The sequence below is a fragment of the Nioella sp. genome (assembly GCF_965215655.1).
Classification (GTDB): Bacteria; Pseudomonadota; Alphaproteobacteria; order Rhodobacterales; family Rhodobacteraceae; genus Nioella.
This window is the reverse complement of sequence record NZ_OZ244111.1, coordinates 3,030,248-3,055,078: the sequence shown is the minus strand read 5'-3', so window position 1 is coordinate 3,055,078 and position 24,831 is coordinate 3,030,248. Positions and strand designations below refer to the sequence as shown.

The window sequence follows — 24,831 nt, the reverse complement described above, 5'->3', positions numbered from 1 at the left end:
GACTTTTCCAGAAAAGTCTTCCTCGTCTGCGAGAAAAATCTTCTGGAAGATTTTTCCGCGACCTCTCAGCCAAGCAGCGATAGTGTCAGGGGATGGTCTGCCTGTTTCAGCCCGTCGATGACATCGAAATGGTGACGACCGGGATCGTAGACCGAGGGCGAGATGTCCGTCTTTTCGGCCCAGGCTTCTGCCAGGATCTGCGACTGGCGCAGGAACTCCGGACGCTCCAATGCGCCGGTCCAGCAGGTCACGGATTTACCGGGCAGAGGGTCGATCAGCACAGGGCTTTCGGTTTCGGCATCATGCTCATCAATTTGCAGCGTTTCATTCATCGAATGCAGGCGGACGGGGCGCAGGTCATGGACACCGCTGATGGAAATGACCCGTTCAATCCGCTCGCTGACCGTTGCAGGTAGTGGCCCACCTTTGCAGATCATCCTTGTCACCAGATGCCCCCCGGCGGAGTGCCCGGCCAGCCGGATCGGCCCGTCGACCATCGTGGCAGCCTTGCAGATGGCCGCGCCGATCTGGCGTGTGATGCCCGCGATCCTGGCCTCGGGGGCCAATGTATAGCTCGGCAGGGCGACCGCCCAACCGCGTACCAAAGGTCCAGCGGCCAGGTCCGAATACAGTCCCTTGTGCATCCGCATCCAATAGCCGCCATGGACAAAGACGACGAGGCCTCTGGTCAGCCCATCCGGCCGGAACAGATCGAACCGTTCGCGCGGGGCGACCCCATAGGGAATGTCCAACTCGCAATGGGGCCAGCTATCCCGAAACGCCTGTGCGCGCTGTTCCCAGATGGCCGGAAAGCCGTCGCCGCCGGGAATGTGATCGGCATTGGCAAAGGCATCTTCCCAGTCGATTCCGCTCTCCGGTGCTGCGCTGTTCATATCTGCTGTCCTATGGTCATAAGAAACCCGGGGCGCAGAGTAGACCCGCCCCGGGGGAATGATCAAACGGGAAAACCGCCGTTCAGATGATCTCTTCGAACAGCGCCTTGACGTTCTCTGCCGTCAACGTGACCGGATTGCCGCCGCAGGAGGGGTCTTCCAAGGCCATTGCCGTCAGCTCGTCGATGCGGTCGCGGCCGACACCCATCTCGGACAGACTGCGCGGGATGCCGAGGCTGTCGTTGAACGCCTGCACGAAGGTCTGAAACCCGGCAAACCCGCCTTCGATGCCAAGATAGGCAGCAGCCATATCGAACCGTTGCGCGATGGCCGGGGCATTCAGGCGCAGCACGGCGGGCATGCAGACGGCGTTGGTGGTGCCGTGATGGGTGCCGTAGACCGCGCCAATCGGGTGGCTGAGCGCATGGATAGCGCCAAGACCCTTCTGGAAAGCGGTCGCGCCCATGGCGGCGGCGCTCATCATCTGGGCGCGTGCCTCGATATCGGTGCCGATGGCGTAGGCGCGCGGCAGGTACTCTTTCACCAGCCGCATGCCTTCCAGCGCAATCCCCTGGCTCATCGGGTGGTAATGCGGGCTGCTGAAGGCCTCCACGCAATGGGCGAAAGCATCGAGCCCTGTGCCTGCCGTGATCGCCTGCGGCATGCCGACGGTCAGTTCCGGGTCGGCGATCACGACCGATGGCAACACCTTGGGGTGGAAGATGATCTTCTTCACATGGGTCACGGAATTGGTGATGACGCTGGCGCGCCCCACCTCGGACCCGGTGCCTGCGGTCGTTGGAACGGCGATGATCGGGGCAATGCCAGCGGGATCCGCTCGGGTCCACCAGTCGCCGATATCCTCATAGTCCCAAACGGGCCGGGTCTGCCCCGACATGAAGGCAACCATCTTGCCCAGATCGAGGCCAGAGCCGCCGCCAAAAGCGATGACCCCGTCATGACCGCCCGCCTTGTAGACCTCCAGCCCGGCGGCGAGGTTCATCTCGTTCGGATTCGGGTCCACATCGGCGAAGATCGCGCGGCCAAGCCCGGCGGCTTCCATGATATCCAGCGTTGCCGTGGTGATCGGCAGATCGCGCAGGCCCCGGTCGGTGACCAGCAGCGGGCGTTTCATGCCGGTTTGGGCGCAGGCCTCGGGCAGTTCGGCAATGCGGCCAGCGCCGAATTTGATCGCGGTCGGGTAGGACCAGTTTCCGGTGAGACTCATTTGGTCACCTTCTTGAGATGGTAGGATTTGGGACGGGTCAGGTTGTGGTAGCCGATAACCGACAGGCCACCGCCGCGCCCGGTGTTCTTGCAGCCGGTCCAGCACAGGCCCGGGTCGAGATAGTCGGCGCGGTTGAGGAAGACGGTGCCGGTCTCAACCCGGTCACCCACGGCCATGGCGCGCTCGATATCGGCGGTCCATAGGCTGGCAGTCAGGCCGAATTCGCTGTCATTCATCAGCGCGATGGCTTCTTCGTCATCCTTCACGGGCATGATGCCGACGACGGGGCCGAAACTCTCATCGCGCATCACGCGCATGTCATGGGTCACGCCGGTCAGGATCTGTGGGGTCAGATAGGCGCCGCCGTCATCTTCCGCGAAAGTGGGGATGTGGGCGACGGCACCCGCCGCAACGGCCTCCGATATCTGCGCGCGAACCTCATCGGCGAACCGGGTGCTCGCCATCGGGCCGAGCGTGGTTTCCGGGTCAAGCGGATTGCCGAGCTTGTAGGTTTTGACCAGCGCAACAGATTTTTCCACAAAGGCGTCGAACAGGCTTTCGTGAACGTAAATCCGCTCGATCCCGCAGCAGCACTGGCCGGAATTGAACATGGCCCCGTCAATCAGCGTGGCAACCGCCGCATCCAGATCGGCGTCTTCCATCACATAGCCGGGGTCCTTGCCGCCAAGCTCCAGCCCAAGGCCGGTGAATGTGCCCGCTGCCGCGCGTTCCATCGCGCGGCCCCCGCCGACCGATCCGGTGAAATTGACGAAATCGAAGGCCCCGTCCGCGATCAGGGCCGATGTCGTGTCGTGGTCGAGGAAGACATTGAGGAACACGTCTTCGGGCACGCCAGCCGAATGAAAGGCGCGGGCCATGCGTTCACCCACCAACAGCGTTTGCGTGGCATGTTTCAGCACCACCGTGTTGCCCGCGATCAGGGCGGGCGCGACCGTGTTGATCGCGGTCATGTAGGGGTAGTTCCAAGGGGCCACGACGAAGACGACGCCATGGGGCACGCGCCTGATGTAGCGTTTGAAGGTGGCGTCCTCACCCACGGCGATATCGGCCAGAGCCCCTTCTGCAATCGCGGCCATATGGCTGGCGCGTTCGTTGAAGCCGCCAAACTCACCGCCATAGCGTACCGGACGACCCATCATATGGGCCAGTTCCGGCACGATCTCGTCATTCATGGCACCCACGGCGGCAACACCGGCCATAACCAGTTCAGCACGTTCGGACAGGGGCCGGGCGGCCCAATCCGCCTGCGCCGCGCGGGCGCGGTCCACCAGGGCGCGCGCGGCTGACGTTTCAAGCGTTGTGCGCTCGGCGAATACCGATCCGTCGATCGGCGAGATGCAATTGAGAAGGCTCATGCGAGGGCGCTTTCTTTCTGTTCCTCAAGCTCGTTGAGGCTTGTGTGGCGGATTTTCCAGCTGCCGTCGGCCTGCCGCAGGAAGGTGCTGAGACCAGTGCCGACGATCCGAAGGACCTGGCCGTCCGGGGCGGTGACATTCGCTGAGTAGAGCAGGCTGCAGAAGCCGATGCCACCCTCTGCGCGGGCTTCGAGGATGGTCATGGATTTATTGAACTCGCCTTCCTCGAACCAGCTGTCATGCGCGGCCTTCAGCGCCGCGGTGCCCGTGGCAGGCGGCCCATAGGGCGAGAAGATCTGCCCGTCCGAAGTGAATTCCGCCGCACAGCCCGCGCTGTCATGGGCGGTGTATGCCTGCAGATACCGGTCGAGCACCGGCTGGAACACATCGCGCGCGGACATGGCTCAGGCCCGCTCGAACCCGCGCGCGACCTCGTAATCGGTCACAACGCGGTCGAAATCCTCGATCTCCACCTCGGCCGCGCGGGTGTAATGGTCGACCACCCAATCGCCCATGGCCTCTCGCAACATGGCCGAATTGCGCAGGGTCTCGGCCGCGTCGCGAAGGGTGCCGGGGATGTGGCCCACATCGCCCTCATAGGCGTCGCCCTTGAAGGGGGCCTCAAGCTCAAGCTCGTCCTCGATGCCTTTGATGCCTGCGGCCAGCATCGCTGCCATGGCGAGATAGGGGTTCATGTCGGACCCGCCGATGCGGCATTCCACGCGCACGGCCTTGCTGCCCTCGCCACACAGGCGGAACCCGGCGGTGCGATTGTCAACCGACCAGACCGTGCGGGTCGGGGCGAAGCTGCCCTTCTGGAAGCGCTTGTAGCTGTTGATATAGGGGGCGAGGAAACAGGTGTAATCGCTGGCATATTTGATCAGCCCGGCCATGTAGCTTTTCATCAGGTCCGACATGCCAAGCGGGTCGTTTTCGTCGTAGAAGACCGGCGCACCGTCTTTCCACAGCGACTGATGCACATGGCTGGAACTGCCGACCTTGTCATGGTGCCACTTGGGCAGGAACGTCACCGCATGGCCGTTCTGCCAGGCAATCTCCTTCACCGCGTTCTTGGCGATGGTGTGATTGTCGGCGGTGTTGAGCGCCGCTGAATAGCGGATGTTCAACTCTTCCTGGCCGGTCTCGGCCTCACCCTTGGAATTCTCCACCGGGATGCCCGCCGCATAGAGGTGATTGCGGATCGGCCGCATCACGTGTTCTTCCTTGGTGGTCTGGAAGATGTGGTAATCTTCGTTGTAGCCGCTGATCGGCTGCATGTCGCGGAAGCCTGATTTGCGGATCTCGTCAAAGCTCTTCTCGAACAGGAAGAACTCGATCTCGGTCGCCATCATGGCGTCATAGCCCATAGCTTCCAGCCGCTTGACCTGGCGTTTCAGGATCGCGCGGGGCGAATGGGGCACGTCTTCATGAGTGTGGTGATCCAGCAGATCGCACAGCACCATGACGGTGCCTTCCAGCCACGGCACCGGGCGCAGGGTGCTCAGGTCCGGCTTCATCACATAGTCGCCATAGCCCGCCCGCCAGCTGGTCGAGGCGTAGCCATCGGGCGTTGCCATTTCCAGATCGGTGGCCAGCAGGTAGTTACAGCAATGGGTTTCCTTCCACGCGCTTTCGACGAAGTTCACGGCATGGAAACGTTTGCCCATCAGGCGGCCCTGCATGTCGACCGCGCAGACCAGCACGGTATCCACGGTGCCGTTGGCGACTTGGTCTTTCAGGGTGTCGAAACTCAGGATGGCGGACATGGTGTGTTCCTGTAAGGCATTGGGAGTGCCCCGGCCCGGACGTGGCGGGCCGAGGCGGGACCGTGATCAGGTATAGCGATAGGGCCGGCCAGCGGCCTGCATATCCGCGTTATACTGCCGGAAGATTTCCACCACACGCCGTTTCGTTTCGGACTCGGCGGCGATCTCTTCCCAGAACTCCTGCGCGGCAGCTTCGACCGTTGCCCATTCCTCATCGGGGATCGAGGTCAGTTCCATGTCGGTGCCGTGAACGCGCAGCGCGGCCTCGCCGCCCCAGTACCACCACTGGCGATAGTAGTGCGACTGGTCACAGCAGACACGGAACAGGGTCTGCAGGTCTTCGGGCAGTTCGTTCCAGCGGTCCATATTGGCGAAGAACGATCCGGCCCAGGCCCCCGAGATGTTGTTGGTCAGGAAATAGTTGGTCACGTTCGACCAGCCGACGGTGTAATCCTCGGTGATGCCCGACCACGCGATGCCGTCGAGCTCGCCCGTCTGCACGGCCACTTCGATATCTTCCCAGGGCAGGGTCACCGGAACCACGCCGAACTGGCTGAGGAAGCGGCCAGCGGTCGGGAAGGTGAAGACCCGCTTGCCCTGAAGATCGGCAAGGCTGCGGATCGGATCGACGGTGGCGAAATGGCAAGGGTCCCAGGCACCGGCGGAGATGTGTTTCACACCGACCGCCGAATAGGCCTCGTCCCAGATCTCGTTCAGCCCGTACTGGTTGAACAGCACTGGCACGTCGAGCGAGTAGCGCGAGGCGAAGGGGAAATAGCCGCCGAACACCGTCACTTCCGTGGGCGAGGCCATGGAGTCGTCGTCCGATTGCACCGCGTCGATCGTGCCGCGCTGCATGGCGCGGAACAGCTCGCCCGTGGGCACCAGCTGATCGGCATAGAACAGCTCGATCTGCATGCGGTCTCCTGCGATCTGGTTGAACATGTTGATCGCCGGGGTGATCACATGCTCGGCCAGGGCCGCACCGGCATAGGTCTGCATCCGCCAGGTGATGGTGTTCTGAGCGATGGCAGGCGTTGCCAGCCCGGCCGCCGCCGCGCCGACCCCTGCGGTTTGCAGGAACTTACGTCTTGTCGTCATGTCACTTCTCCTTGTTGATGGGGTGCCCCGGTTCGCGGGGTCTGTTTGCTATCGGTTGTAGACATAATCGGGCAGCCAAAGCGCGATCTGCGGGAAGACCATGACCAGCGTCAGGGCCAGTACCATCACGAGCGCGAAGGGGATGATGGACTGATAGATGTCGCGCAGGCCGATCTCGGGCGGGGCCATGGCGCGCATCAGGAAGAGATTGTAGCCGAAGGGCGGCGTCATATAAGCGATCTGCGTGGTGATCGTGTAGAGCACGCCGTACCAGATCAGGTTGAAGCCAAGCTCATCGACCAGCGGCACGTAAAGCGGCGCGACGATCACCAGCATCGCGGTGTCATCAAGGAAGGTGCCCATAACGATGAAGGATAGCTGCATAAGGATGAGGATCATCCAGGGGCTAAGGCCCCATTGTTCAGTGAACAGGCTCTCAATCGCATTCACCGCGCCAAGCCCGTCAAAGATCGCGCCAAAGCCAAGTGCGGCCAGGATGATCCACATGAACATGCAGGAGATGCCGAGCGTATTGCGCACCGAGGTCTCGAACACCTCTTTCGTCATCCGGCCCTTCAGCACGGCGGCCACGAAGGCCGTCAGCGCCCCGATGGCAGAGCTTTCTACCAGCGAGGTCCAGCCATTGACGAAGGGCACCATCATCGTGGCGAAGATGACCAGCGGCAGCAGCCCGGCGCGCAGCAGGCGCAGTTTCTCGGCCATGGGCACGTTACGCTCTTCCTCTGGCAACGCAGGGCCAAGCTCTGGCTGAATGCGGCAGCGGACATAGATGTAGATGATGAACATCGCGGCCATCATCAGGCCGGGCAGAACGCCCGCCAGCCACAGCTGCCCCACCGGCTGGCGCGCGATCATCGCGTATAGGACCAACACGACCGAGGGCGGCACCAGGATGCCAAGCGAGGATCCGGCCTGAATGACGCCTGTCACCATGATCTTGTCATAGCCCCGGCGCAGCAGTTCCGGCAGCGCGATGGTGGCGCCGATGGCCATGCCCGCGACTGACAGCCCGTTCATGGCCGAAATCAGCACCATCAGCCCGATCGTGCCAATGGCCAGCCCGCCGCGCACCGGCCCCATCCAGACATGGAACATCTTGTAAAGATCGTCGGCGATCTTCGATTCCGACAGGATGTAGCCCATGAAGATGAACATCGGTAGCGTCAGCAGTGGATACCAGCGCATCAGCTTCATCGCGTTGGCGAAGGGGATCTCGATGCCGCCCACACCCCAAAGCAGAACGCCCGACAAAGCCGCGACAAAGCCGATGGCCCCGAAGACGCGCTGCCCGGTAAACAGCATCAGCATCATCGAGCTGAACATCATGATTGCGATGAGTTCATAGGACATCACAGATCCTCCCCGCGAATGCGGCCGATATCGCGGAAGAACTCAGCCGAGGCCTGAAGGATCATGAGGAAGACACCGATGCAAAGCGTGACCTTGATGGGCCACAGGATGGGACGCCACGCCGTGGGGCTGCGTTCGAGAAAGCCGATTTCCTCTGCCGCGCCGCTGAACCCGCCGGTCAGGAACGCCCAGGCTAGATCGCGGAAGAAGGTGAAGGGCTCCATCCCGAAGTAGCCAAGCGCATAGGCGGTGGAACTGACCGCGCCGATGAACAGCACGACAAGGTAGTAAATCAGGAACAACACGGTGAAGGCATCGACCCAGGCCTTGGTGCGCGGGCTCCAGTTGCCATAGAACAGGTCCATTCTCACGTTCGAGCCAAGCTGCACCGAGTAGGGACCGCCAAGGATGTAATAGGCGACCATCACGAATTGCGCGGTTTCCAGCGTCCACTGCGCCGGGTTGAAGAAGGTCTTGGAGATCGAGCTCCACAGCAGGATGCCGATCAGCACGAAGATCAGATACATCGCGATCCGCCCGATGAAGCGGTTCATCCGGTCGATGGCGCGGATATAGGCGAGGATGACCCTAGGCATTCCCGGCCTCCTGATCGGTCAGGCCCAAAGTCGCCAGCGCGGGGACCAGAAGCAGATGAATTTCACGGGCAAGCGCCGCTTGATCGGCCTCACTCGTCAGCAGGTCGTTACGGATTTCGATCATCACGTTCGGCAAGTCGCGGTCGATCCCGTGCAGCCGCAGGGAATGGGTGACGCCATCGGCGGGGCCATATGGCTCGTTTCTGTCCACATGGCGGTGCGGCAAAGCGGTGACATTGTCCAGCATCGCATCGGCAATGCGGGTGTCGGTGTCGTGCAGAATACCGATCTCAACCGCGCGGGTGCGTCCGTGAAATACCGGGGTGAAGCTGTGGACGGTCACCAGCGCAGTGGGAGACTGGCTGACCCGGCGACCGTCCAGAACCGCCCCGACCGCATCGCAGAAAGGGCGATAGACCGTGGATTCCCGCTCGGCCCGCTGATCGGCTGAAAGGCCATGATTTCCAGGCACGTCGATGGCTTCGGACCGGGCAGGCATGGCGCTGGCGGCCTCGGGCGGGCGGTTGCAATCATAGACGAGCCGCGACACGCGGCTGGCAACAAGCGGCGCATCCAACAGGTTAGACAATTCCCGCGCGACGCCAAGCGCGCCGGGATCCCAGGCGGCGTGGCTGTGCCGGTCCTGCGGTGCCAGCCCAAGGCCGTCATAGCGGGCGGGAATGTGATGCGAGGCATGTTCGCACAGCAGAACGACGGGGCCTTCGCCCCCCCGGTTGATCACCTCAACCGCATCGCTTGCTGTCATGTCGAGTGCCGCAGACATGCCGATTCCATCCCAGTTCTGTAAATATTGTTTCCTTCTGCGTGGTTTCTGTCAATATATTTCCAGAAAGCTTGGACCGGGTTGCGCCAACTGCTATCAACAGAGGCCAAACTGCCCGGGATTTCGGCAGAACCTGTCTGGTGGAGGGACTTCATGGCCGTAACGACCGTCCGGGAGCTGATCCGCGAACACTACTCCGCACTGACCCAGTCAGAGCGCAAATTCGCCAATGCCCTGCTGGAAAACTATCCCTCCGCCGGTTTGGCCTCGATCACTGCCGTTGCCGCCAATGCGGGCGTCTCCACGCCGACAGTGGCGCGGATGGTGCAAAAGCTTGGGTTCAAAGGATATCCGCAGTTTCATCAGGCCCTGCTAAAGGAGCTTGAGGCGCGGGCCTCCGGCCCCACACAGCGCCGGGCCACATGGGCGGCGGCGGCGCCAGATACCCATATGCTGAACCGGTTCGCCGAGGCGGTGCAGCAGAATATCGGCCAGACTTTCGAGAACGTGGATACCGCCAAGTTCGATGCGGCGGTAGAGCGGCTGTCCGATACCTCCGGGCGGCTCTACGTGGTCGGCGGGCGCATCACACGGGCGCTCGCGGATTACTCCTTCACCCATTTCCAGGCGATTCGACCGCGCGTCACCCACATGACCTCCTCCTCTGCCACCTGGCCGCATTACGTGCTGGACATGATCGAAGGCGACACGCTGCTGATGTTCGACGTGCGCCGCTATGAAACCAATCTGGAACGCCTGGCCGATCTGGTGGCTCCGCGCGGGGTGAACATCATCCTGATCACCGATCAATGGGCCTCGCCCGTGGCCAAGGTCGCGGGGCAGGTTTTCAATTGCTGGGTGGAAATCCCGTCGGCCTGGGATTCCAACATCGCCACCATGATGCTGGTCGAGGCGCTGATCGCGGCCACGCAGGAAAAAAGCTGGCCCGATACAAAGGACCGCTATGACCGTCTGGACGAGCTTTTCGACATGACACGGCTGTTCCGCAAGTTCACCTGATCCGTCTAGCTGATGCCCGGATTTTGGGCATTCACGGCTGGACCGCCCGACCATTCAGCATCCATGTGTGGGGAAACGCCCGGATTTTATGCTCGGCCTTCCGACTCCGGCGACATCGGGGGCACCTCTGGTGTCGGACAACCCAACGGAGGCTCCCATCAACAAGCCGCTCTCAGCGCATGACCTGTCCGGGGTCGCAAGCCAGCCAAGGGCAATAGGCGCGGCGCGGTTGACCGTCGGGCCATCAGGATTGCGCGGATTGCGGCAGTCCGGGTCGATGCGCATGCTGTTTCCGCGCCAGACGCCGGGCTGGCCGCAGGCGGTGCTGCTGAACACCTCGGGCGGGGTCACGGGTGGCGACCGCTTTACCGTTGAGGCCGACGCAGAGCCCGCCGCGCGCCTGACCCTGACCACGCAGGCCGCCGAACGCATCTACCGGGCGCAGCCTGGGGACATCGGACATGTGGACGCGCGCCTGACCATCGGTGCGGGCGGGCGCATCGACTGGCTGCCACAGGAAACCATCCTGTTTGACCGAAGCAGCCTGCGCCGCCGTCTGTCGGTGACCATGGCCAAAGACGCCAGCCTTCTGGTCGTGGAACCGCTGGTTTTCGGTCGCCGTGCCATGGGTGAGGTGCTGCACGACATTCGCCTGTCTGACCGGATCGAGATCTTCCGTGGTGGCGCGCGCCTCTTCACCGATGCCACCCGGCTGACTGGCGATGTGTCCCGGCTGATGCAGGGCCATGCCACCGGTCACGGCGCGACGGCACTGGCCAAGGTGATCTTCGCCGCGCCGGGGGCCGAAGCGTTTCTGGGCGATGTCCGCGATCTGCTGCCTGAAACCGGTGGAGCAAGCCTGATCCGCCCCGATCTGCTGTTCATCCGCATTCTGGCCGAAGACAGCTTCGCCCTGCGCGCCAGCCTGATCCCTGTCATCTCCCTTTTGCACCGGGCGGACCTGCCCCGAACATGGATGCTGTGACATGAACCTGACCCCCCGCGAAAAGGACAAGCTACTGATCGCCATGGCCGCCGAAGTCGCCCGCAAGCGGTTGGCGCGCGGCGTCAAGCTGAACTACCCCGAAGCCATCGCCCTGATCACCGACGCCGTGGTCGAAGGTGCCCGTGACGGGCGCAGCGTCGCCGACATGATGGAGGCGGGCGCCCATGTGATCACCCGCGACCAGTGCATGGAGGGCATCCCTGAGATGATCCACGAAGTGCAGGTCGAGGCCACCTTTCCCGACGGCACCAAGCTTGTCACCGTTCACAACCCCATCCGCTGAAAGGGCATTGTCATGAAATACCTTCTTCCGTGTCTCGGCCTGATCCTTGCCACTGCCGCACAAGCCCACGAAGGTGGCCACCTGCACCCGCACGAGGCCAACAGCTGGTTCGTGGGCGCGCTTCTGCTGGCGGCGGGGTTGGCGGGCGGCTACCTGATCGGCCGGGTCCGCCGATGATCCCCGGAGAGCTGTTTCCTGCCGAGGGCAATCTGGTTCTGAACGAGGGGCGCGAGGCGATCACGCTGATGGTGGCCAACACTGGCGACCGGCCCGTTCAGGTGGGCAGCCACTACCATTTCGCCGAGGCCAACAGCGCACTCGAGTTCGACCGCACCGCCGCGCGCGGACGCAGGCTCGACATCGCCGCAGGCACCGCCGTACGGTTCGAACCGGGACAGCGGCGCGAGGTTCAACTCATCCCCATCGGGGGCGCACGCCGCGTCTTTGGTTTCAACCAACAGGTGATGGGAGACCTGTGATGGCCACACTACCCCTTCTGACCGACGATCAGCTGACGCCCGAGGCGGCAGCGGTCTTCGCCGATATCCGCGCCACGCGTGGCACAGATTACGTCAACAACTTCTGGCGCGCGCTGGCCCACAACCCCGCGCAACTGAAGGCGACGTGGGAGGGGTTGAAGCCCGTCATGGGCCCCGGCGCGCTCGATCCTTTGATGAAAGAGATGATCTATATCGCCGTCTCTGCCGCCAATGCCTGCGAATATTGCTGTCATTCCCACGCGGCCTCGGCCCGCGCCAAGGGGATGACGCCCGAGATGTATAACGAATTGATGTCGGTCGTGGCCATGGCCAGCAGCACCAACGCGCTGGCCAACATGCTGCAAGTGCCCGTGGACGAGGCATTCCGCGCATGACGACCGACCCAAGCTAGGAGCCTCTGATGCCCGCTACCATATCCCGCCGTGACTACGCCGCCATGTTCGGCCCCACCGTGGGCGACCGGCTGCGGCTGGCCGATACCGACCTGATTATCGAGGTCGAGCGTGACCTGACTGCCGAACGGGCGGGTGCGGCGATATCCGGCGGGTCCGGTGCCAATGCGATGCATTATGGTGAAGAGGTCAAGTTTGGCGGCGGCAAGGTCATCCGCGACGGGATGGGGCAGGGGCAGGCGACGCGGGCCGACGGCGCGGTCGATACCGTCATCACCAACGCGCTGATCGTGGACTGGACCGGGATCTACAAGGCCGATGTGGGCCTGAAGGACGGGCGCATCCACAAGATCGGCAAGGCCGGCAATCCCGATACGCAGCCGGGCGTCAATATCGTCGTCGGGCCGGGGACCGAGGCCATTGCGGGCGAGGGGCGCATCCTGACGGCGGGGGGCATCGACAGCCATATCCACTTCATCTGCCCGCAGCAGATCGACGATGCGCTCCATTCGGGCCTGACCACGATGATCGGCGGCGGCACCGGCCCCGCGCATGGCACGCTGGCTACCACCTGCACGCCGGGGCCGTGGCATATCGGGCGGATGTTGCAGGCGGCCGATGCCTTCCCGATGAACCTCGCCTTCGCGGGGAAGGGCAACGCCTCGCTTCCCGCCGCGCTGGAGGAACAGGTGCTGGCCGGAGCGTCCTGCCTCAAGCTGCACGAGGACTGGGGCACTACGCCGGGCGCGATTGATTGCTGTCTCTCGGTCGCCGATGCCATGGATGTGCAGGTAATGATCCACACCGACACGCTGAATGAGTCGGGCTTTGTGGAAAACACCGTGAAGGCCATGAAGGGCCGCACGATCCACGCCTTCCACACAGAGGGTGCCGGCGGCGGACATGCGCCCGACATCATCAGGATCTGCGGCGAGGAGCATGTGCTGCCCTCCTCGACCAACCCGACGCGGCCCTTTACCGTGAACACGCTGGAGGAGCATCTGGATATGCTCATGGTCTGTCACCACCTCGACAAGTCGATCCCCGAGGATGTGGCCTTCGCCGAAAGCCGCATCAGGCGCGAAACCATTGCGGCAGAGGATATCCTGCACGACATGGGGGCGTTTTCGATCATCGCGTCGGACAGCCAGGCCATGGGCCGGGTGGGCGAGGTGGTGATCCGCACCTGGCAGACCGCCGACAAGATGAAGAAGCAGCGCGGGCGGCTGACGGATGAGACCGGCCAGAACGACAATTTCCGCGTTCGCCGCTACGTGGCGAAATACACGATCAACCCGGCGATCGCCCACGGGATCAGCGCCCATGTGGGCAGCATCGAGGAAGGCAAGCGCGCCGACCTGGTGCTGTGGTCGCCCGCCTTCTTCGGCGTGAAGCCCGAGATGGTTCTTCTGGGGGGCACAATCGCCGTCGCGCAGATGGGCGATCCCAACGCCTCGATCCCCACGCCGCAACCGGTCTACACACGGCCCATGTTCGGGGCTTACGGCCGGTCGGTGGAACGGTCCGCCGTGACCTTCGTTTCGGCCGCCGCGCAGGAGGACGGGATCGGCAAATCGCTCGGGCTGGCCAAGGATACCCTGCCCGTGGTGAACACGCGCGGCATCGGCAAGCGGGACCTCAGGCTCAACGATGCGCTGCCGGTGGTCGAGGTGAACCCCGAGACCTACGAAGTGCGCGCGGATGGTGAGTTGCTGACCTGCCAGCCCGCCGAGGTGCTGCCCATGGCGCAGCGGTATTTCCTGTTCTGAGGGGCGCGGATGTTACCAGGGTTCGATCAGTTCGATGTCCTCCTCCTGCGGGACCGGCCCCGATCTTGCAAGGGGCTTGGTCACGACCGTCCGCGTCGTGCTGATTTTCCAATATCTGTCGTCGCGGTGAATGGCGTCGGGCAGGGTGTTCATGTCGATGCTGCGCCGGCTGGTTTCACGGACCGACACCACGAAACGGCTGCCCGCGACAGGGCCGTTGCAGCGCGCATCGAGCAGGGCAGCGCGCAGCTCTGCCTCGCGCTGTTTGAGCGCCTTGATGTCTTCGCGGACCGCGCCAAGCGCATCGGCGAGGTCGCGCGGTGTCGGGTGGCTTCTATTCATGCGGGCATCCTGTCACGCGAAGATGAACGCCCGGTTAACCGCCCGTGGGCCTGGCGCCCTGCTTTTTCGGAGTTCCCACTATGACCGACCTCACCGCCATGGCCTATCACGGCCATGCCCATGCAACGCCCGTCGGCACCGTCCGGCTCGACTACGAGGGGCGCTTCCTGCGCCGCAGGGTTGTGACGCTGACCGATGGCCGGGCGCTGCTGGTCGACCTGCCCAAGACGACCTCGCTCGATCATGGCGGGGTGCTGGTCACGCCGAAGGGTGAGATCGCCATCGAGGCCGCGCCCGAGCCGCTGCTGGAAATCACAGCGCCCGATCTGACCCGCATCGCTTGGCACGTGGGCAATCGCCATACGCCCTGCCAGATCGAGGCCGGGCGGCTGCTGATCCAGCCCGATCACGTGATCGCCGACATGCTGGCGCGGCTTGGCGCCACGACGCGCGAGGTTCTCGAACCCTTCACCCCCGAGGGGGGTGCCTATGGCCACGGGCGCACCCATAGCCATGATCACGGCCACGCCCATTGACCCGATGACCGACGCCGCGACCCTTCTGACCCTCACGCAATGGTTTTCGCCCGCCTACCCGGTCGGGGCGTTTGCATATTCCCATGGGCTGGAGCAGGCCGTGGCCGAGGAGCGCGTGACCGATGCTGCCAGCGCCGAGGGGTGGATCGGCGAGGTGCTGACCCTCGGCAGTCCGCGCACCGATGTCACCCTGCTGCGGGCGGCCCATGACGCCGATGCCCCGGCGCTGAAAGAGATCGACGCGCTTGCCCGCGCGCTGGCCCCGTCGAGGGAAAGGCTTCTGGAAACCGTGCAGCAGGGCCAGTCCTTCGCGCAGACCACCCGCGCGATCTGGGGCGGGGACCTGCCCGACCTGACCTACCCCGTCGCCGTGGGGTGGGCGGCGCGGCTGATGGGCCTTCCGCTGGACACCGTCGCCACGCTCTACCTGCACGCCTTTGCGGCCAACCTGACCTCCGCCGCGATCCGCATCGTGCCCCTTGGCCAGACCGAGGGGCAGGCGGCACTGGCGCGGCTGTCGCGGCTTTGCCCCGGGATCGCCGCCGAGGCCCTGCAAGACACGCTCGACGATATCGGCAGCTGTGCCTTCCTGGCTGATATCGCGTCGATGCGCCATGAAACCCTGTATTCGAGGATATTCAGATCATGAGCATGAACGGCCCCCTTCGCGTCGGTATCGGCGGCCCCGTCGGCGCCGGCAAGACCACGCTCACCGCGGCCCTGTGCGAGGCGATGCGAGATCGCTGGTCCATCGCCGCCATCACCAACGACATCTACACACAGGAGGACGCCGAGGCGCTGATGCGCCTGCAGGTCCTGCCGCAGGAGCGGATCATGGGAGTCGAAACCGGCGGCTGTCCGCATACCGCGATCCGCGAGGACGCCTCGATCAACCTTGCCGCCATCGCCGAACTGACCGCGCGCATTCCCGACCTCGACGTGGTGCTGATCGAAAGCGGGGGTGACAACCTGTCGGCCACGTTCAGCCCGGAACTGGCGGATATCACGCTTTACGTCATCGACGTGGCGGCCGGAGAGGAGATCCCGCGCAAGGGCGGGCCCGCGATCACGAAGTCGGACCTTCTGATCATCAACAAGACCGATCTGGCGCCCTATGTGGGGGCACGCCTTGAGGTGATGGACCGAGACGCCACCCGGATGCGGGCCGGGCGGCCTTTCCTCTTCGCGCAGCTCAAACATCGAAAAGGCGTGGACGGTGTTGTCGATCAGATCGCGCGGATCGGCGGGCTGCCCATGCGGGACGCTGCCGGGGCCTGACCGGGGTCAAGGGGTGGATTATCAGCTTCTGCCACGGATACCTTCAGCCAAGACAGGGCGCATTTGACGGTGGTGCGGGGGCCGGGCTTCGGGTTTGATGGGGTCTGACTGTCCTGATCGGAGCCTGCCCAGAATGCCCCCCCGCACCTACCATGCCCCCACGGGCGGCTTGCCGCCGCAAACGCAATTGCTGACGGATCGGGCCGTGTTCACCGAGGCCTACGCGGTGATCCCGCGGGGCTGCTTCTCTGACATCGTGACATCGCAATTGCCGTTCTGGGAACAGTCGCGCTTCTGGGTGATCGCACGCCCGATGTCCGGATTTTCCGAGACCTTCTCGCAATATATTGCCGAGGTCCAGCCGGGCGGCGGCAGCGACCGGCCCGAGACGGACCCCCGCGCAGAAGCCGCCATTTTCGTCATGGACGGTCATCTGGCGATCACCATAGCCGGGACGGATTACCAGATCGGTGCAGGTGGATTTGCCTTTGTTCCTGCCGGTGCCGAGTGGCGCCTGCGGGCCATGGCAGGGGTGCCGGCCCGGTTCCACTGGATTCGCAAGGCCTACCAGCCGGTGGACGGGCTGGGGCTGCCGGACCCGTTCGTGGTGGCGAACGAGGCGGCGATAGCGCCCAATGTCATGCCGGACACGGACGGGGCCTGGGCCACGACGCGCTTCATGGATCATGACGATCTGCGCCACGACATGCATGTGACCATCGTGACGCTGCAACCCGGGGCGGTCATTCCCTTCCTGGAAACCCACGTGATGGAACACGGGCTATATGTGCTGGAAGGCAAGGGTGCCTACCGGCTGAACCGGGACTGGGTCGAGGTTGAGGCGGGCGATTTCATGTGGCTGCGCGCGTTTTGCCCTCAGGCCTGCTATGCGGGTGGACCCGGGCCGTTCCGCTACCTGCTTTACAAGGATGTGAACCGGCACGCGGTGCTCTGATGTTTCACATGGGGTGGGGGAAGGATCTTCGAAGATCCTTTTGAATTTTCTTGCAAGAAAATTGGGCCGCGCCTTTGGCGAGGCGCGGCCCTTTCGTGTCTGCGATGTGCAGCTTGGCTTACCGACCGTGACCGGACATGCCACCCGAGACCTCTTCCGTTGCCTCCGCGGCCAGTTCCTGCGGAAGAACCAGGTTCAGCACGATAGCAATCAGGGCGGCGGGCAGGATGCCCGAGGTGGCCAGAACCTTCAGCGTGGGCGGCAGGTACTGCAGCGCACCGGGTTCCAGCTGCAGGCCAAGCCCGAGCGACAGAGCAATCGCGAAGATCACCATGTTGCGGCGGTTCCAGTTCACGTCCGACAGCATCGAGACGCCCGCCGCGACCACCATGCCGAACATGACGATCACGCCGCCGCCAAGCACTTCGATCGGCACCGTTGAAATGGCGGCACCGATCTTGGGCACCAGGCCACAGGCAATCAGGAAGATCGCCCCGATGGTCACCACGTGGCGGCTCATGACGCCGGTCATGGCGATGAGACCCACATTCTGGCTGAACGAGGTGTTCGGCAGCGCTCCGAACAGACCGGACACCGCCGTGCCGATCCCGTCCGCGAAGGTTGCGCCCTGGATCTCGGTGTCGGTCGCCTCGCGTCCCGCACCGCCCTTGGTGATGCCGCTGACGTCGCCCACGGTTTCGACCGCCGAAACAAAGCTCATCAGGCAGAATCCGATGATGGCGGCGACGCTGAACTCCAGCCCGAAATGGAGCGGGTTGGGCAGCGCGAAGCTGGCTGCGCGGCCGATGCCACTGAAGTTGACCATTCCCATGGCCATGGCCACGACATAGCCAGCGATCAGCCCGAGCAGCACCGCAGACACGGACAGCATGCCCCGGGTGAAAAACTTGAGCCCGAGCGTGACGAGGATCACCACGCCTGCAACCGTCCAGTTCTGGAGCGAGCCATATTCCTCGGTCCCGATGGCGGGCACGCCGCCCGCGGCATACTGGATGCCGACCTTGACCAGCGCCAGACCGATCATGGTAACGACAAGACCGGTCACCAGCGGCGGCAGGGCAAAGCGGATCTTGCCGATGAAGAGGCCAAGGCAGGCATGGAAGAGGCCACCGACCAGAATGCCGCCCATCAGCACCGCAATCGCATCGACACCCTGGCCCGCAACCAGCGGGATCATGATCGGGATGAAGGCAAAGGACGTGCCCTGCACAATCGGCAGCCGCGCGCCCATGGGGCCGATCCCGATCGTCTGGATCAGTGTCGCGACGCCCGCAAAAAACATCGACATCTGGATCATGTAGATCATCTGCGGGAAGTCGGGCGAGTTCGACCCGAAGCCGAAGCCCGCCGCGCCGCAGACGATGATCGCCGGTGTGACGTTCGAGACGAACATTGCCAGCACATGCTGGATGCCGAGTGGCACAGCCTTGGCCAGCGGTGGTGTGTAGTTGGGATCGCGCAGTTGTTCTGCGGTCCCGATTGACGTGTCAGCCATCTCTCGTTTCCCTATTGTTGAATGGTGCCGAAATTCCCGCTCTTGCCGGCGGGTTCAGATCATCGGGCCGACCTTCAGCGGTTGATCGAACCAATGCTCCTCCAGGTTGTTGCCGGGGCCGATACGGTCGACCACGGCGTAGAGCCCGCGTTCCCCAAGCGGGCAGAGTACCCCATGCCAGACCCCGCGATGGAGGTTCACGGACTGGCGGGGATGGGTGATGAACGCCTGAATGTTGACGGGCGTGCCGCCGTCATCCTCGGCCACGACAACCAGAAACGGCGTCCCGGACATCGGAATGAACGCCTGGCTTCCCAGAGGGTGACGTTCCACAAGGGCCACCTCGCAGGGCAGGTGCCGCGCCTCGGCGTCGAACAGGCTGATCCCTGCGCGGCCATCTGCGAAATCGAGGGCGCCAAGGTCATGATGACGCCCGCACATGCCTTGATTGATGATCTTGTCCGGCGCGTCCTTCAGCTCGATCACCTCCCCGAAGGGCGCGAATTCGGCCTGCGTCAGGGGGCGTGGGGTCAGCGTGGTCACGGCAGAAGGTCCATCAGCCTGAATTCCGCGATGCGTTCGACCTGGCGGCAGGCCTCGGCGAATTCGGTCTCAGTGTCATTGTCGATGCGGCGTTCGAAATTCGCGCGAATGCTGGCCTTGTCGTGGTCTCGCACCGCGATGATGAAAGGAAAGCCGTGCTTGTCCACGTAAGCCGTGTTGAGCCGTGTGAAGTCCGCCCGTTCCTCATCCGTCAGCATGTTGAGCCCGGCACCGGCTTGTTCCGAGGTCGATTCCGCCGTCAAACGCCCTGCCGCAGCCAGTTTCCCGGCCAGATCGGGGTGGGCGCGCAGCACGCCGAGCCGTTCGTCGCGGCTGGCGCTGCGGAAAGCACGGGCCAGTGCGTTGTGAACACCGGCGGCGCAGTCATGGGCGGGGCCAAGCTCCAGCCCCCAGGCCCGTTCCGCGATCCAGGGGGAATGCTCGAAGATGCCGCCATAGGCTGCGACGAAATCCTCCCGGCTCATCTGCGAGGGCAGGGGGCGCTCCACCGGCGGATGCTCCTGTGCCCAGTGATCCGCGATGTCGATGCGGCGGGCGAACCAGACGCCCTCTTGCCCGGCGGCGTAATCCAGGAAGCGCTTCAGCGCCATCACCCGGCCCGGGCGGCCAATCAGACGGCAATGCAGGCCGATGGACAGCATCTTCGCCTGCCCCGCCTCACCCTCGGCATAGAGCGCGTCGAAGCTGTCCTTAAGGTAGGCAAAGAACTGGTCGCCCGAATTGAACCCCTGCGGCGTAGCAAAGCGCATGTCGTTGCAGTCGAGCGTATAGGGGATGATCAGCTGATCCTTGTCCGCGATCTTCACCCAATAGGGCAGGTCGTCCGCGTAGGTGTCGGAGATATAGTCCATCCCCGCCTCAGCGGCCAAGGCGACGGTGTTCTCAGAACAGCGCCCCGTGTACCAGCCGCGTGGCCCGTCGCCGGTGACTTCCGTATGCAGGCGGATGGCCTCGGCGATCTGCGCGCGCTCCTCCTCCTCTGGCATGTCCTTGTGTTCGACCCATTTCAGCCCGTGGCTGGCAATCTCCCAGCCCGCCACCTGCATGGCACGCACCTGTTCGGGGTTGCGCGCGAGTGCGGTCGCCACACCGTAGACGGTGAGAGGGATGCCCATGCCGGTAAACAGACGGTGCAGCCGCCAGAACCCGGCGCGCGCGCCATATTCATAGATCGATTCCATGTTCCAATGGCGCTGTCCCGGCCATTGGGCAGCACCCACGATTTCGGACAGGAAGGCCTCGGACGCCGCATCGCCATGCAGGATGCAGTTCTCGCCGCCCTCTTCGTAGTTCAGCACGATCTGCACGGCGATCTTCGCGCCGCCCGGCCATCTCGGATCGGGTGCGTCGGGGCCATGGCCGCGCATGTCTCTGATGTAGCGTGTCACGGGGGGTCTGTCCTTGTCGCGTTTTTGTTACCATATAATAGGGAATGCCTTTTGACTTTCTGGAGATTTTTGAAACTGCTGTTGTCGGAGCGGCAGTGCGCAGAGCGTCGCAACGCTGCATAAACAGGCGCATGGACCAAGGAGAGGGCGATGGCCGGATATCTGACGACACATGTGCTGGACACGGCGCGGGGTTGCCCCGCCGCGGGGCTGAAGATTGCGCTTTACTCGATCGACGGGGACGCCCCGGCGTTGCTGGTCGAGATGGTCACCAATGACGATGGCCGCACCGATAGCCCGATCCTGCCCCAGGAGAGCTTCGCGACCGGCAGCTATGAACTGGTGTTCTTTGCGGGGGATTATCTGCGTGCATCGGGGCAGGGCGGAGATGAGCCGCTGTTCCTCGATCAGGTGCCGATCCGATTCGGCATGTCGGATCCAGAGGCGCATTACCACGTCCCGCTCCTGCTTTCTCCCTATGGGTTTTCCACCTACCGGGGCAGCTAGGCGGGGGAATGCCCTTGCAAGGGCATTGAAAGGATCTTCGAAGATCCTTCCGCGCGCCCCTTACGGCAGTTCGCGCCTGATGTGATCTGACATGAAGTCGATCAGCAGGCGCGCCTTGGGGTCCTGCCGCTTGCGGTGCATATAGAGACAGGCCATCTGGATCGGCACAGGCGGTTCGTTTTCCAGCACCGGCACCAGCGTTCCGGCAGCCAGGTGCTCGGCCACTTCGAAGACCGGCTTCAGCACGATCCCTTGTCCCGCAAGAGCCCATCCTGTCAGGACATCCCCATCATCCGATTCGAAGGGCCCCTTCACGGCAATCCGCCTGATTCCGTCGGGCGTTTGCAGCGGCCACTGGAACTCCGGCGCACCGGGGTAGCGCAGGTTGAGGCAGTCATGTTTCCCCCCGATCAGATCGGCGCCGCTTCGGGGCATGCCCTTCCGCGCGACATAATCCGGCGAGGCGCACAGCACCCTGGGGCAATCGGCGATCTTGCGGATGCGCAGCGTGCTGTCCTCGGGCACCCCCAGAAAGAAGGCCACGTCGAGCCCTTCCTTGGCCACGTCGAGCCGCCGGTCCGACAGGCGCAGACGGATGTCGATGAGCGGGTATTTCTCCTTGAAGGCCGGCATCGCAGGCGCGACCAGCCGGCGCCCGACCCCAAGCGGCGCCGCGATATACAGCGTCCCGCGAGGGGTCTGCGTGACCTTGTTGATCTCGGCCTCGGCTTCCTCCACCGCTTCGAGGATCTTGCAGGCCCCGCGATAGAAGATCACCCCTTGTTCCGTCGGGTTCAGTTGCCGCGTCGTTCGCTGGAAAAGACGCACATTCAGGTGCTCTTCAAGCTGCGAGATGCGAGACGAGGCCACCGCCGCCGAGATCCGCTGATCGCGCGCCGCGGCCGACATCGACCCGAGTTCGAACACCCGCACGAAGGTGCGTATATTGTCCAGATAGGCCATGTAAATTCGTAGCCTTTTTTTGAAACAGCTCGGTAATTTCTTGCAATACCGGCTAAACAAACGCTGCGATAGGTCTAAACTGGACTCAAGCAAAGAAAAGGGCGCGGGGATGCAGGATTTCCTGATCATGTGGGACTGGCTGGAGACCGCCGTACGGTGGCTGCATGTCATCACGGCAATCGCCTGGATCGGATCGAGCTTTTACTTCATCGCGCTCGACCTGGGACTGCGGCGCGAAGGCGACCTGCGCGGGGCCGATGGTGAGGAATGGCAGGTCCATGGTGGCGGATTCTACCATATCCGCAAATACCTTGTGGCGCCCGAGGCGATGCCCGACCACCTGACCTGGTTCAAATGGGAAAGCTATTCCACATGGCTCTCCGGCGCGGCGCTATTGATGCTGGTCTACTGGGCCGGGGCGGAGCTGTACCTGATCGACCCGGCCAAGGCGGATCTGAGCACATGGCAGGGCATCCTGATCTCTGCGGCGTCGCTGACCATTGGATGGCTGGTCTATGACTTCCTGTGCAAATCGCCGCTTGGCGAAAAGCCCACGGTGCTGATGCTGCTGCTGTTCGTGCTGCTTGTCATCATGGGCTATGGCTACAACCAGATCTTCACCGGCCGCGCAATGATGCTGCATCTGGGGGCGTTCACGGCCACGATCATGACCGCCAATGTCTTCTTCATCATTATGCCCAATCAGCGGATCGTGGTGGCGGACCTAAAGGCAGGCCGCAAGCCGGACCCGAAATACGGCAAGATCGCCAAGTTGCGGTCCACCCATAACAACTACCTGACCCTGCCCGTGGTCTTCCTGATGCTGTCGAACCACTACCCGCTGGCCTTCGCCACCGAGTATAACTGGATCATCGCGGCACTGGTTTTCCTGATGGGGGTCACGATCCGGCACTTCTTCAACTCCATGCATGCGCGCAAGGGCATGCCATGGTGGACCTGGGCGGTGACCGTGATCCTGTTCATCTGCATCGCGTGGCTGTCCACTGCGGGCACGGAATACGATAGCTACGAGGAGAGCGAGGCCCGCGACCTGACGCATCGCGAAGAGATGCTGATGGCCGCCGACGGCTTCGAGGATGTAAGCTGGACCATCCCCGGCCGCTGCGCCATGTGCCATGCACGTGAACCCTCCTGGCCCGGTATCCGGCAGGCCCCGCGCGGCATCCTGCTTGAAACGCCTGCCGATATTGCCCGCGCGGCGCGCGAAATCTATTTGCAGGCCGGTGTCACCAACGCGATGCCGCCTGCGAATGTGTCCTATATGGAGGAGGAGGAACGCGCCCTCATTCGCCGCTGGTATCGTGCGGTAGGCGAGGATATGCCTTTTGGGCTGGCAATGAACTGATGACCCGTTAAGGGGTTGGAAAGGCGGCTCTGCCAGTCTGGCGGGGCCATGACCGATGTAGCACAGCCCCCCGCACCGCTGCCGCCCGACCAGACGGCCCTGATCAGCGAAAGCTTTGCGCGGGCGCTTCCTGTGAAGGCGCGGCTCGCGGTGCGGGTCTACGAGCGCTTTTTCGAATTGGAACCGCAGACGCGTCATTTGTTCAGTGCCGACCTGGCCGGGCAACGGGCCAAGATCATGCAGGCCCTGTCCTACACTGTGCGGGCCATGGGCTCGGATGCGGACCTGATCCGCCTGGCAGAGGGGCTCGCGCGCTCTCATGCCCGGTTTCACATTTCTGAACGACAGCTGCGCCACATGGCCATGGCCATTCTGGGCGCGTTCGATGACTGTCTCGGGGACGCGTTTACATCGGAGATGCAGGGCAGCTGGCAGGCGGCCTTCGACCGGTTCCTGCCGATGATTGCCGCTGCGCAGGCCCGGCTGGAGGCTGCGGGATAACTGTCAGAGAGCTGCTTCCGCGGCAGCCCGGATCGCGCGGATATTCTCGCCATAGACCTGCGGTTGTGCAACCGAGCCGCCCTTGAAAACAGCCGATCCCGCAACCAGAACATCGGCCCCCGCTGCCGCCACAAGAGGCGCGGTTTCGGTCGTCACGCCGCCGTCGATCTGGATATGGATCGGCCGGTCGCCGATCATCTGGCGCAGCCGGCGGGTCTTCTCGACGCCGGAGTGGATGAATTTCTGCCCGCCGAAGCCGGGGTTCACCGTCATGATCAGCACCATGTCGACGAGGTCGAGGACGTGTTCGATACTGTCGAGCGGGGTGCCGGGGTTGAGGCTGACGCCGGCCATCTTGCCCGTGGCCTTGATCGCCTGAAGGGTGCGGTGGATGTGCGGCCCAGCCTCGACATGTGCGGTGATCATGTCGGCCCCTGCCTCGGCATAGGCCTCGATATAGGGATCGACGGGCGCGATCATCAGGTGGACGTCCATGAAGGTTGTCACATGCGGGCGGAAGGCTTTCACGGCGGGCGGGCCGAATGTGAGGTTGGGCACGAAATGCCCGTCCATCACATCGACATGGACCCAGTCGGCGCCCTGGTCCTCGATGGCACGGATCTCGGCCCCGAAATTGGCGAAATCGGCGGAAAGGATCGACGGAGCGATCTTGATGGAGCGGTCGAAAGGCATGGGCAGCGTCCTTTGGGAGCGGTTGAGCCGGGGTTAGCGTCCGCGCGCGGTTTGATCAAGGGCGGGGGACGGCTTTTCGAAAAGCCGTTGGAAGCGGATTCGAAACCGCTTGTCACGGGCTTTGCAAAGCCCGTCCC

At 63.5% G+C, this 24,831-nt stretch carries 29 protein-coding genes; 14 read left to right on the top strand and 15 right to left on the bottom strand.

Annotated elements, in window-relative coordinates:
• Window positions 1–65 precede the first annotated feature (65 nt).
• The 9 genes from ACOOEX_RS15185 to ACOOEX_RS15145 form a co-directional block, all read right to left on the bottom strand.
• The gene (locus ACOOEX_RS15185) at window positions 66–893 is read right to left on the bottom strand and encodes an alpha/beta hydrolase (protein WP_420395615.1); all 828 of its coding nucleotides are present in this window, start codon (window positions 891–893) and stop codon (window positions 66–68) included.
• 82 nt (window positions 894–975) lie between these two features.
• Complete coding sequence (locus ACOOEX_RS15180) at window positions 976–2,121, bottom strand: iron-containing alcohol dehydrogenase (RefSeq protein ID WP_420395614.1); 1,146 nt, start codon at window positions 2,119–2,121, stop codon at window positions 976–978.
• A complete protein-coding gene (locus ACOOEX_RS15175; RefSeq protein ID WP_420395613.1) occupies window positions 2,118–3,497 on the bottom strand; it encodes an aldehyde dehydrogenase family protein in 1,380 nt (459 codons plus the stop codon). Before ACOOEX_RS15175 ends, ACOOEX_RS15180 begins: the two co-directional genes overlap by 4 nt.
• On the bottom strand, window positions 3,494–3,898 hold the full coding sequence (locus tag ACOOEX_RS15170; protein WP_420395612.1) for a YybH family protein: 405 nt from the start codon (window positions 3,896–3,898) through the stop codon (window positions 3,494–3,496). The genes ACOOEX_RS15175 and ACOOEX_RS15170 overlap by 4 nt, the downstream gene beginning before the upstream one ends.
• A gap of 3 nt (window positions 3,899–3,901) precedes the next feature.
• The gene (locus ACOOEX_RS15165; RefSeq protein WP_420395611.1) at window positions 3,902–5,263 is read right to left on the bottom strand and encodes a glutamine synthetase family protein; all 1,362 of its coding nucleotides are present in this window, start codon (window positions 5,261–5,263) and stop codon (window positions 3,902–3,904) included.
• Between the two features lie 66 nt (window positions 5,264–5,329).
• Window positions 5,330–6,364, bottom strand: a complete 1,035-nt coding sequence (locus ACOOEX_RS15160) for a TRAP transporter substrate-binding protein (protein WP_420395610.1) — start codon at window positions 6,362–6,364, stop codon at window positions 5,330–5,332.
• Window positions 6,365–6,412: 48 nt separating this feature from the next.
• Window positions 6,413–7,735, bottom strand: a complete 1,323-nt coding sequence (locus tag ACOOEX_RS15155; RefSeq protein ID WP_420395609.1) for a TRAP transporter large permease — start codon at window positions 7,733–7,735, stop codon at window positions 6,413–6,415.
• Window positions 7,735–8,331 carry a TRAP transporter small permease subunit gene (locus tag ACOOEX_RS15150; RefSeq protein ID WP_420395608.1) on the bottom strand — a complete coding sequence of 199 codons (597 nt, stop codon included), beginning with the start codon at window positions 8,329–8,331 and terminating at the stop codon, window positions 7,735–7,737. The genes ACOOEX_RS15155 and ACOOEX_RS15150 overlap by 1 nt, the downstream gene beginning before the upstream one ends.
• A complete protein-coding gene (locus ACOOEX_RS15145; protein ID WP_420395607.1) occupies window positions 8,324–9,115 on the bottom strand; it encodes an N-formylglutamate amidohydrolase in 792 nt (263 codons plus the stop codon). Before ACOOEX_RS15145 ends, ACOOEX_RS15150 begins: the two co-directional genes overlap by 8 nt.
• Window positions 9,116–9,268: 153 nt before the next feature.
• Between ACOOEX_RS15145 and ACOOEX_RS15140 the strand changes: the two genes are divergently transcribed.
• The 7 genes from ACOOEX_RS15140 (at window position 9,269) to ureC (ending at window position 14,085) form a co-directional block, all read left to right on the top strand.
• Entirely contained in the window at window positions 9,269–10,135 is an 867-nt protein-coding gene (locus tag ACOOEX_RS15140) for a MurR/RpiR family transcriptional regulator (protein WP_420395606.1), read from the top strand.
• A 130-nt stretch (window positions 10,136–10,265) separates the two neighbouring features.
• The gene (locus tag ACOOEX_RS15135; protein ID WP_420395605.1) at window positions 10,266–11,120 is read left to right on the top strand and encodes an urease accessory protein UreD; all 855 of its coding nucleotides are present in this window, start codon (window positions 10,266–10,268) and stop codon (window positions 11,118–11,120) included.
• A gap of 1 nt (window position 11,121) precedes the next feature.
• Window positions 11,122–11,424, top strand: coding sequence for an urease subunit gamma (locus tag ACOOEX_RS15130; RefSeq protein WP_127557232.1), 303 nt, complete (start codon window positions 11,122–11,124; stop codon window positions 11,422–11,424).
• A 12-nt stretch (window positions 11,425–11,436) separates the two neighbouring features.
• Window positions 11,437–11,601: a hypothetical protein gene (locus tag ACOOEX_RS15125; protein ID WP_420395604.1), complete on the top strand. Its 165-nt coding sequence runs from the start codon at window positions 11,437–11,439 to the stop codon at window positions 11,599–11,601.
• Window positions 11,598–11,903, top strand: a complete 306-nt coding sequence (locus ACOOEX_RS15120) for an urease subunit beta (protein ID WP_420395603.1) — start codon at window positions 11,598–11,600, stop codon at window positions 11,901–11,903. The genes ACOOEX_RS15125 and ACOOEX_RS15120 overlap by 4 nt, the downstream gene beginning before the upstream one ends.
• Window positions 11,903–12,298, top strand: a complete 396-nt coding sequence (locus ACOOEX_RS15115) for a carboxymuconolactone decarboxylase family protein (RefSeq protein WP_420395602.1) — start codon at window positions 11,903–11,905, stop codon at window positions 12,296–12,298. The genes ACOOEX_RS15120 and ACOOEX_RS15115 overlap by 1 nt, the downstream gene beginning before the upstream one ends.
• Window positions 12,299–12,324: 26 nt before the next feature.
• A complete protein-coding gene (ureC, locus tag ACOOEX_RS15110; protein ID WP_420395601.1) occupies window positions 12,325–14,085 on the top strand; it encodes an urease subunit alpha in 1,761 nt (586 codons plus the stop codon).
• A 12-nt stretch (window positions 14,086–14,097) separates the two neighbouring features.
• Here ureC and ACOOEX_RS15105 read toward each other — a convergent pair whose 3' ends face one another.
• Complete coding sequence (locus ACOOEX_RS15105; RefSeq protein ID WP_420395600.1) at window positions 14,098–14,427, bottom strand: hypothetical protein; 330 nt, start codon at window positions 14,425–14,427, stop codon at window positions 14,098–14,100.
• Between the two features lie 80 nt (window positions 14,428–14,507).
• Between ACOOEX_RS15105 and ACOOEX_RS15100 the strand changes: the two genes are divergently transcribed.
• From ACOOEX_RS15100 to ACOOEX_RS15085, 4 genes are all read left to right on the top strand, one after another.
• On the top strand, window positions 14,508–14,963 hold the full coding sequence (locus tag ACOOEX_RS15100) for an urease accessory protein UreE (RefSeq protein WP_420395599.1): 456 nt from the start codon (window positions 14,508–14,510) through the stop codon (window positions 14,961–14,963).
• Between the two features lie 4 nt (window positions 14,964–14,967).
• A complete protein-coding gene (locus ACOOEX_RS15095; protein ID WP_420398381.1) occupies window positions 14,968–15,612 on the top strand; it encodes an urease accessory protein UreF in 645 nt (214 codons plus the stop codon).
• Window positions 15,606–16,241: an urease accessory protein UreG gene (gene ureG / locus ACOOEX_RS15090; protein WP_420398380.1), complete on the top strand. Its 636-nt coding sequence runs from the start codon at window positions 15,606–15,608 to the stop codon at window positions 16,239–16,241. The genes ACOOEX_RS15095 and ureG overlap by 7 nt, the downstream gene beginning before the upstream one ends.
• A gap of 133 nt (window positions 16,242–16,374) precedes the next feature.
• Entirely contained in the window at window positions 16,375–17,196 is an 822-nt protein-coding gene (locus tag ACOOEX_RS15085) for a bifunctional allantoicase/(S)-ureidoglycine aminohydrolase (RefSeq protein WP_420395598.1), read from the top strand.
• Between the two features lie 118 nt (window positions 17,197–17,314).
• Here the strand turns inward: ACOOEX_RS15085 and ACOOEX_RS15080 are convergent, their stop codons facing one another.
• The 3 genes from ACOOEX_RS15080 to puuE are packed head-to-tail and all read right to left on the bottom strand — an operon-like array spanning window position 17,315 to window position 20,664.
• Complete coding sequence (locus ACOOEX_RS15080; protein ID WP_420395597.1) at window positions 17,315–18,712, bottom strand: uracil-xanthine permease family protein; 1,398 nt, start codon at window positions 18,710–18,712, stop codon at window positions 17,315–17,317.
• Window positions 18,713–18,766: 54 nt separating this feature from the next.
• Window positions 18,767–19,255: an ureidoglycolate lyase gene (locus tag ACOOEX_RS15075; protein WP_420395596.1), complete on the bottom strand. Its 489-nt coding sequence runs from the start codon at window positions 19,253–19,255 to the stop codon at window positions 18,767–18,769.
• Entirely contained in the window at window positions 19,252–20,664 is a 1,413-nt protein-coding gene (puuE, locus tag ACOOEX_RS15070) for an allantoinase PuuE (protein WP_420395595.1), read from the bottom strand. The genes ACOOEX_RS15075 and puuE overlap by 4 nt, the downstream gene beginning before the upstream one ends.
• A 150-nt stretch (window positions 20,665–20,814) precedes the next feature.
• Here puuE and uraH point away from each other — a divergent pair, with 150 nt between their 5' ends.
• On the top strand, window positions 20,815–21,171 hold the full coding sequence (gene uraH, locus ACOOEX_RS15065; RefSeq protein ID WP_420395594.1) for a hydroxyisourate hydrolase: 357 nt from the start codon (window positions 20,815–20,817) through the stop codon (window positions 21,169–21,171).
• Window positions 21,172–21,231: 60 nt separating this feature from the next.
• Here the strand turns inward: uraH and ACOOEX_RS15060 are convergent, their stop codons facing one another.
• Window positions 21,232–22,134 carry a LysR family transcriptional regulator gene (locus tag ACOOEX_RS15060; RefSeq protein WP_420395593.1) on the bottom strand — a complete coding sequence of 301 codons (903 nt, stop codon included), beginning with the start codon at window positions 22,132–22,134 and terminating at the stop codon, window positions 21,232–21,234.
• Window positions 22,135–22,243: 109 nt separating this feature from the next.
• Here ACOOEX_RS15060 and ACOOEX_RS15055 point away from each other — a divergent pair, with 109 nt between their 5' ends.
• Together ACOOEX_RS15055 and ACOOEX_RS15050 are read left to right on the top strand one after the other, a co-directional pair.
• The gene (locus tag ACOOEX_RS15055; RefSeq protein ID WP_420395592.1) at window positions 22,244–23,500 is read left to right on the top strand and encodes a urate hydroxylase PuuD; all 1,257 of its coding nucleotides are present in this window, start codon (window positions 22,244–22,246) and stop codon (window positions 23,498–23,500) included.
• Window positions 23,501–23,548: 48 nt separating this feature from the next.
• Entirely contained in the window at window positions 23,549–24,001 is a 453-nt protein-coding gene (locus ACOOEX_RS15050; RefSeq protein ID WP_420395591.1) for a globin domain-containing protein, read from the top strand.
• A 3-nt stretch (window positions 24,002–24,004) separates the two neighbouring features.
• Here the strand turns inward: ACOOEX_RS15050 and rpe are convergent, their stop codons facing one another.
• A complete protein-coding gene (rpe, locus tag ACOOEX_RS15045) occupies window positions 24,005–24,694 on the bottom strand; it encodes a ribulose-phosphate 3-epimerase (protein WP_420395590.1) in 690 nt (229 codons plus the stop codon).
• Window positions 24,695–24,831 lie beyond the last annotated feature (137 nt).

Coding starts and splice junctions, on each gene's coding strand:
- ACOOEX_RS15120 (WP_420395603.1), top strand. CDS start 11,598: ATGATCCCCGGAGAGCTGTTTCCTGCCGAGGGCAATCTGGTTCTGAAC.
- ACOOEX_RS15055 (WP_420395592.1), top strand. CDS start 22,244: ATGCAGGATTTCCTGATCATGTGGGACTGGCTGGAGACCGCCGTACGG.
- ACOOEX_RS15060 (WP_420395593.1), bottom strand. CDS start 22,134: ATGGCCTATCTGGACAATATACGCACCTTCGTGCGGGTGTTCGAACTC.
- ACOOEX_RS15130 (WP_127557232.1), top strand. CDS start 11,122: ATGAACCTGACCCCCCGCGAAAAGGACAAGCTACTGATCGCCATGGCC.
- ACOOEX_RS15185 (WP_420395615.1), bottom strand. CDS start 893: ATGAACAGCGCAGCACCGGAGAGCGGAATCGACTGGGAAGATGCCTTT.
- rpe (WP_420395590.1), bottom strand. CDS start 24,694: ATGCCTTTCGACCGCTCCATCAAGATCGCTCCGTCGATCCTTTCCGCC.
- ACOOEX_RS15165 (WP_420395611.1), bottom strand. CDS start 5,263: ATGTCCGCCATCCTGAGTTTCGACACCCTGAAAGACCAAGTCGCCAAC.
- ACOOEX_RS15125 (WP_420395604.1), top strand. CDS start 11,437: ATGAAATACCTTCTTCCGTGTCTCGGCCTGATCCTTGCCACTGCCGCA.
- ACOOEX_RS15155 (WP_420395609.1), bottom strand. CDS start 7,735: ATGTCCTATGAACTCATCGCAATCATGATGTTCAGCTCGATGATGCTG.
- ACOOEX_RS15140 (WP_420395606.1), top strand. CDS start 9,269: ATGGCCGTAACGACCGTCCGGGAGCTGATCCGCGAACACTACTCCGCA.
- ACOOEX_RS15050 (WP_420395591.1), top strand. CDS start 23,549: ATGACCGATGTAGCACAGCCCCCCGCACCGCTGCCGCCCGACCAGACG.
- ACOOEX_RS15095 (WP_420398381.1), top strand. CDS start 14,968: ATGACCGACGCCGCGACCCTTCTGACCCTCACGCAATGGTTTTCGCCC.
- ACOOEX_RS15105 (WP_420395600.1), bottom strand. CDS start 14,427: ATGAATAGAAGCCACCCGACACCGCGCGACCTCGCCGATGCGCTTGGC.
- uraH (WP_420395594.1), top strand. CDS start 20,815: ATGGCCGGATATCTGACGACACATGTGCTGGACACGGCGCGGGGTTGC.
- ACOOEX_RS15170 (WP_420395612.1), bottom strand. CDS start 3,898: ATGTCCGCGCGCGATGTGTTCCAGCCGGTGCTCGACCGGTATCTGCAG.
- ureC (WP_420395601.1), top strand. CDS start 12,325: ATGCCCGCTACCATATCCCGCCGTGACTACGCCGCCATGTTCGGCCCC.
- ACOOEX_RS15100 (WP_420395599.1), top strand. CDS start 14,508: ATGACCGACCTCACCGCCATGGCCTATCACGGCCATGCCCATGCAACG.
- ACOOEX_RS15150 (WP_420395608.1), bottom strand. CDS start 8,331: ATGCCTAGGGTCATCCTCGCCTATATCCGCGCCATCGACCGGATGAAC.
- ACOOEX_RS15145 (WP_420395607.1), bottom strand. CDS start 9,115: ATGTCTGCGGCACTCGACATGACAGCAAGCGATGCGGTTGAGGTGATC.
- ACOOEX_RS15160 (WP_420395610.1), bottom strand. CDS start 6,364: ATGACGACAAGACGTAAGTTCCTGCAAACCGCAGGGGTCGGCGCGGCG.
- ACOOEX_RS15080 (WP_420395597.1), bottom strand. CDS start 18,712: ATGGCTGACACGTCAATCGGGACCGCAGAACAACTGCGCGATCCCAAC.
- ACOOEX_RS15180 (WP_420395614.1), bottom strand. CDS start 2,121: ATGAGTCTCACCGGAAACTGGTCCTACCCGACCGCGATCAAATTCGGC.
- ACOOEX_RS15115 (WP_420395602.1), top strand. CDS start 11,903: ATGGCCACACTACCCCTTCTGACCGACGATCAGCTGACGCCCGAGGCG.
- ACOOEX_RS15175 (WP_420395613.1), bottom strand. CDS start 3,497: ATGAGCCTTCTCAATTGCATCTCGCCGATCGACGGATCGGTATTCGCC.
- ACOOEX_RS15085 (WP_420395598.1), top strand. CDS start 16,375: ATGCCCCCCCGCACCTACCATGCCCCCACGGGCGGCTTGCCGCCGCAA.